We start from the raw sequence: 5,361 nt of genomic DNA, 5'->3' as shown, positions 1-5,361 counted from the left end.
CTTCCCTTGCAAGGCACAAAAGGTAATCTAGCGAAAACTTTAGTTTTTGTCTAGAGTACCCTTTGTGTGTCCTTGCAAGGGAAGAATCCCTTGACCCTCTTTTCGCCTTTATTTCCGCAAGATTTGTGACTATGAAACATAGCCAAAATTCTTACGAAAAAAAGCCGACCCCAAAACCCAAAAGCATTAAGTATTTGATGAGTTGGTATGAAAGAAAAAACGCTTATAAAACGTAATAAGGAAATCAAAGTCCGTTTAACAGAAGTGGAACATCAAGCTTTACTGGAACGTATGGAAGGTGGAGAGCTTGCGACTTGGATTCGAAATACTTGTTTAGATGAGAAACCAAATAAAAGAAGAAATTATAAAGCGGCAGATCCTCAACTTTTAGCAGCTTTAGGGCGTATTGGTGGCAACCTCAATCAGATTGCGAGACAAGTAAATACTGTGGAATCTGATATAGAAAAACTTAGAGCCTTTGCAGAGTTGGCAGTCATTCGGGAACAACTACAAGGAATCTTAGCCAACTATGATCGTTAAATTTTTGGGAAATAAGGGAGGTGGTAGTGCAGGCGCAACAATTGACTACCTACTTGGCAAAGATCGGGATAGACCAGGTGCAGTTTTACTGAGTGGAGATCCTGAATTAACCCAACGATTAGCAGATAACCTGGACTTCCAAAATCGCTATACGGTTGGAGTGCTTTCATTTGAGGAATTAAACCTCGAAGAACAGCAAAAAGAAGCAATTATGCAGAGCTTTGAAGAAACATTGCTTGCTGGGTTAGAGCGCGACCAATATGACATTACTTGGATAGAACACACTGATAAAGGGCGTTTAGAGCTTAATTTCGTAATTCCAAATGTTGAATTAAGTACAGGAAAGAGATTACAGCCTTATTTTGATCAAGCTGACCGCCCACTTGTAGAAAACTGGAAGCAAGTCACCAATTTTGAGTACGGCTTAACAGATCCTCATGCACCAGAGAAAGCTCAAGCAATTAAAACTTTGAATAGCCAAAACCTACCTTCAAGCGTCAAAGAAATTAAAGAGCAAATCGGGACCGCAATTGCTGAACAAATTAGTAATGGCAATATCCAAAATAGGCAAGATGTAGTTGAAACCCTGAAGGGTGCAGGCTTTGAGATTGCTAGAGAAACAGATAGATCAATCAGTATTAAGAATCCTGACGGCAAGCGAAATATTCGTTTAGAAGGCGTAATTTATGAAAATCGACAATTTGATAAGCAATTTGCAGAAGAACACCGCCGAGCAGGACAGGATTATCAAAGAACAAGCCGAGAGCGTTACGACACAGCACTTGGAAAGTTACAACGCCTTACTGAGAGCAAGCAGCAAGGAAACAGAGAAAATTTTAAGGTCAAACCTTCAAACCATCAAAGACCAGCAGCCGAAAATCAGAAACGCTTTGCGTTTGAATATTCTCACGGGAGCAGTACTGGGCATGTTGATTACAGTGTTTCTGATCTTTCTTGGCGTAAATTGGTGGTTAGCGAAGCAAATCCAGAACAAGCAGCAGGAATTAGCCGAAATCAATCTGAAAGTAGAGCAGACACCGCTAGAGAAACAGATTTTGCGGAAGGTGACACTACACGAGAGCGAAGACAAGAAAACCCTATATATCATGGCGAAGAACAGCAAAAAAGCGGACTCTTACGAGACCACATCCAGTCAAATGGTACTGAAATTGGAAAAATAGAATCTAACTTTAAAACTCCTTTTGAAAATCCATTTAACCAGTCAAATGATGGAAAGGAGCTTTTGAAGGATAGTGGAAGTTTATTTGAAAACTTAGCTACCTCAAAAGAAGTAAAGCAGGAAGTAAAACATAGTAATCCTAATCAAGCGGAACAAGACAATGCCAAACGACTTTATGAATCGCTACAAAGACTTATTGAACTCGTTAGAGAAGCAATTGAAAGAGCTAAACGCTATAAATCAAAGTCAGAGCGAGCAGATCGAAACCTTGAGCATTCAGAATCAAGTATTGAGAAGTCAGAACGAGGAATTAGCCAATCAAAATCAGCAATTAAACAATCTGAACAGCAAATTAAGGGAAGTGAACAGCAAATTAGCCAACAAATGAAAGAGAAACGGGCAGAAAGGAACGCAAGTAGAGGATTTGAGCGTTAAATTTAATAAATTCCTCTGGATTACTTGAAGAAAAAGTCTAAAATAGACAAAACGCCTACTTTTATGAGGTTTTAAAATGCAAGTTATTACAGCAAAAGATGCAAAATCGCGCTTTGGTGAGTTACTAGATACTATGCAGCGAGAGCCTGTCTTAGTAACCAAGAACAAACGTCCTGTTGGCGTATTTTTATCATTGAAAGATGTAAAAGGCACTCACTTAGAAAGCCTTTTTGATGTCCAAGATGATGATTATGAAGATTGGGAAAAAGAGAAAATTACAGAAGCGTTAAATTCTTTGAAATCGCATCCATCTGACACGAGCGAAATGAAGTCAGTACATGCTACTGCAATGCAAAAAGCACGAGATTTAGTAGCGAGCCGTAAAAGATGACCTATGAAGTTTCTTACTTACCACAAGCAGAACAGGATTTAATTGAAATTTTGGCGTATGGCATAGAGACATGGGGCGAAAAACTAGCAGAAGGGATGTATTTAAAAATTACTGAACAGCTAGAAACTCTGTATTTCTCGCCAAATCGAACCAAAAAGAAGGGAAGTTTAGGAACAAGAGAGATGCTTATTTCTGATAGTCCATATCGGGCAATCATTCAGATTAATGAGGGTACAAAGCAGGTTTTTATCCTAAGAATTCTGCATACTTCTAGAAATATATAACTGAATATTTGTCCATATATTGACAAATATTCAGTTAGAAAATGAAGAAAATCAATAACTTTTAAAACCGTTAAAGTTATGTTAGATTTTCTTTCAGGCGAAAAAAAAGCAGGTTTGGCGACCCGCTTTCTTTTCTTTGTTTAACAAATACTTAAAGCATCTGTAAACTCAAATTCGATACTTGTATTTTACCGATGTTTTGAGCGTTTGCAACCTTTTGGACGTTGCAAAATATGAATGTTGCTCAATTGGCGGATTTTTTTAACAATCTTGCCTATAAACCATACTGTGCAGACGATTTACTGTACGGACTACAAATAAGACCGAAGAAAACGGCAATCAACATGCAGTACATACAGGGTAATCAGCCTTGTATGATTCATTACTTCTTTTTTGATATAGATCGTGCCGAAGCTGTCATGGCTTGGCATGATGCAAATCTACCAATGCCTTATTGGACAGCACAGACCTTGAAAAATGGTCATGCTCATATCTGCTACAAATTAGAAATACCTCTGTGTACCAGTGAATTAGCCAGTCAAAAAGCCATTAGCTATGCAGCTAAGATTCAAGCCGGACTTGCAAATAAACTTGGTGCCGATGTTGGGTACAGTCACCTCATTACAAAAAACCCTTTTCACCCTGATTGGCGTACAACCTTCTGGACTGAAAGAGCCTATACGCTCGATTATTTAGCTGATTTTGTCGATTTACCCAAGAAACTAAGCAAGAAACAAGAAGTTTCAGGACTCGGACGCAACTGCACCCTGTTCGATACAGTGCGCAAATGGGCATATACGGCTGTTAGAGCGCATCGAGGTGGTATTTATAATACTTGGCTAGAAGAAGTCACTAAGCAGTGTTTAAGCGTAAATGAAGCGTTTTTAGAAGCATTACCCTATTCAGAAATCAAAGCCACAGCAAAAAGCATTGCAACGTATTGTTGGAAGAAAGACGCGTATTTCTACCAAGAGTTTATTGATCGTCAAGCTAGAAAAGGAAAGAAAGGGGCTGAGATTGCAAATTCGAGATTAGCTTGTCATAAGGGTGGGCAAGCGAGATCAGTAAAATATGCTGAATTAAGATTACAAGCTAAAGAACTCAAAAAGAATGGCTGTAACAATAGTGAGATAGCAAATATATTGAATGTAAGTCGGCAGACAGTTCAAAACTGGTTAAAAGTTATTAATAAAGAGTGAGTAGATTAGCAATGTCGTTTTTTAATATGTTTAAAAATAAAAATCAGCCTAAGTCAGACTTAGAAAAGCAGATAGAACTTGATGGAGTTGATCATGCGATTGAAAGACTCACCCAAGTTATTTTAAAAAAAATAAGAACGGAGGCAATCGCATATCAATTTGTTTTAGAAGAATTAGAAGGGGCTAGTATGGGGAATAGCCTGAGTAAAGATTTTGTAAGAAAATCAGGTATAGGTATAAACGAATATAAAGGAGCCATGGATAAATCTATGACTGAAGTTGATGGTCCAGATGGCCCTCAACAGTTTCTTAGATATATTGGAATGCAATTAAGTGAACCTTTAAGAGTGCAAATTAGCTTAGGGGTACTTGAAGGGGTAATGAAGCACTTCTCTTTTGGTTCTTTTAAAAAAATATACTCAAATAATGTTCGTTTAAAACTAGAACAAGAAAATTCAGAGATTGTTGCTATCGCTGTAAATGAAAAAACTATTTATATAAATCTTAAATCAGAAGATCTGTATCCAATCATCATGCAACCAGACTCAAGATATACACATAATATTGATGGTAGAGCAGTTGTGTTTAGTCTTAGAGAAAAACGTGCTACCAAAAACATTGAAATATTCTTAGCAGTTGGGGGGGAGTATAAAAACCTACAAAATCTTTTAGATCATTCAATTGCGCTAATTGTAGAGAATTTCCCTAATTTAGTTAGCTATGACAAAGAATATGAAATTAATACATATGATGATGAAGATTCAAGAGTGATGAAAAAAGATGATGAAATGCTAGTAATGTTCAATGGTTACGATTTAAATCTCGCTTATATGTTGGGAGAAGATAAATACGATTGTATGCCCTATAGAACTTATTTATCTAAATACACAGACTATGATAGTTACGTAAGTGAGCTTAATAAGCATTATTTTGAAGATAAATGAGAAAATTTTTTAATAAAGTGTAAAAGTGCCGTCCTAAATCAGATAACAGCCCTAATTGGGCTGTCTCATAAGTTTTCTATATAGAATTATTATAATTAATACCTCTTTAATAATTCCTAATACCTTCAATATTTCATTTAAGTTTTGATCCATTTTTCCTCCTAGACAATGCTTTCTTTGTAGATCACAAGAATGCCCGGAGGGCATATATTCCTTCTTCATTAATTTTAATTGGGCAAGGACACACAAAGGGTACTCTAGACAAAAACTAAAGTTTTCGCTAGATTACCTTTTGTGCCTTGCAAGGGAAGAATCCCTTGACCCTCTTTTCGCCTTTATTTCCGCAAGATTTGTGACTATGAAACATAGCCAAAATTCTTACGAAAAA

General features: G+C 37.0%; 6 protein-coding genes. All 6 read left to right on the top strand.

Translation table 11 applies throughout. The features are described from left to right. The first annotated feature begins 207 nt into the window (after positions 1-207). The 6 genes from NI468_RS15825 (at position 208) to NI468_RS15800 (ending at position 4,973) form a co-directional block, all read left to right on the top strand. Positions 208-540 (top strand): plasmid mobilization protein, encoded by a 333-nt coding sequence (locus NI468_RS15825; protein ID WP_253102594.1) that lies wholly within the window; start codon positions 208-210, stop codon positions 538-540. Then, positions 530-2,155 (top strand): relaxase family protein, encoded by a 1,626-nt coding sequence (locus NI468_RS15820; protein WP_253102593.1) that lies wholly within the window; start codon positions 530-532, stop codon positions 2,153-2,155. The genes NI468_RS15825 and NI468_RS15820 overlap by 11 nt, the downstream gene beginning before the upstream one ends. A gap of 76 nt (positions 2,156-2,231) precedes the next feature. Next, a complete protein-coding gene (locus NI468_RS15815; protein ID WP_253102591.1) occupies positions 2,232-2,546 on the top strand; it encodes a type II toxin-antitoxin system Phd/YefM family antitoxin in 315 nt (104 codons plus the stop codon). After that, positions 2,543-2,830: a type II toxin-antitoxin system RelE/ParE family toxin gene (locus tag NI468_RS15810; RefSeq protein ID WP_071851088.1), complete on the top strand. Its 288-nt coding sequence runs from the start codon at positions 2,543-2,545 to the stop codon at positions 2,828-2,830. The genes NI468_RS15815 and NI468_RS15810 overlap by 4 nt, the downstream gene beginning before the upstream one ends. Positions 2,831-3,063: 233 nt before the next feature. Continuing rightward, entirely contained in the window at positions 3,064-4,029 is a 966-nt protein-coding gene (locus NI468_RS15805; RefSeq protein ID WP_253102589.1) for a replication initiation protein, read from the top strand. An 11-nt stretch (positions 4,030-4,040) separates the two neighbouring features. Continuing rightward, complete coding sequence (locus tag NI468_RS15800; RefSeq protein WP_253102587.1) at positions 4,041-4,973, top strand: hypothetical protein; 933 nt, start codon at positions 4,041-4,043, stop codon at positions 4,971-4,973. Positions 4,974-5,361 lie beyond the last annotated feature (388 nt).

The sequence above is a fragment of the Acinetobacter lwoffii genome (assembly GCF_024129355.1).
In the GTDB taxonomy this organism is placed as follows: Bacteria; Pseudomonadota; Gammaproteobacteria; order Pseudomonadales; family Moraxellaceae; genus Acinetobacter; species Acinetobacter lwoffii_I.
The sequence above is the reverse complement of the archived record's forward strand: the minus strand, read 5'-3'. Positions and strand labels throughout refer to the sequence as shown.

What these genes read in the sequence shown, in the direction of transcription:
- NI468_RS15815 (WP_253102591.1), top strand. Translation starts at nt 2,232, where the DNA reads ATGCAAGTTATTACAGCAAAAGATGCAAAATCGCGCTTTGGTGAGTTA.
- NI468_RS15825 (WP_253102594.1), top strand. Translation starts at nt 208, where the DNA reads ATGAAAGAAAAAACGCTTATAAAACGTAATAAGGAAATCAAAGTCCGT.
- NI468_RS15820 (WP_253102593.1), top strand. Translation starts at nt 530, where the DNA reads ATGATCGTTAAATTTTTGGGAAATAAGGGAGGTGGTAGTGCAGGCGCA.
- NI468_RS15800 (WP_253102587.1), top strand. Translation starts at nt 4,041, where the DNA reads ATGTCGTTTTTTAATATGTTTAAAAATAAAAATCAGCCTAAGTCAGAC.
- NI468_RS15805 (WP_253102589.1), top strand. Translation starts at nt 3,064, where the DNA reads ATGAATGTTGCTCAATTGGCGGATTTTTTTAACAATCTTGCCTATAAA.
- NI468_RS15810 (WP_071851088.1), top strand. Translation starts at nt 2,543, where the DNA reads ATGACCTATGAAGTTTCTTACTTACCACAAGCAGAACAGGATTTAATT.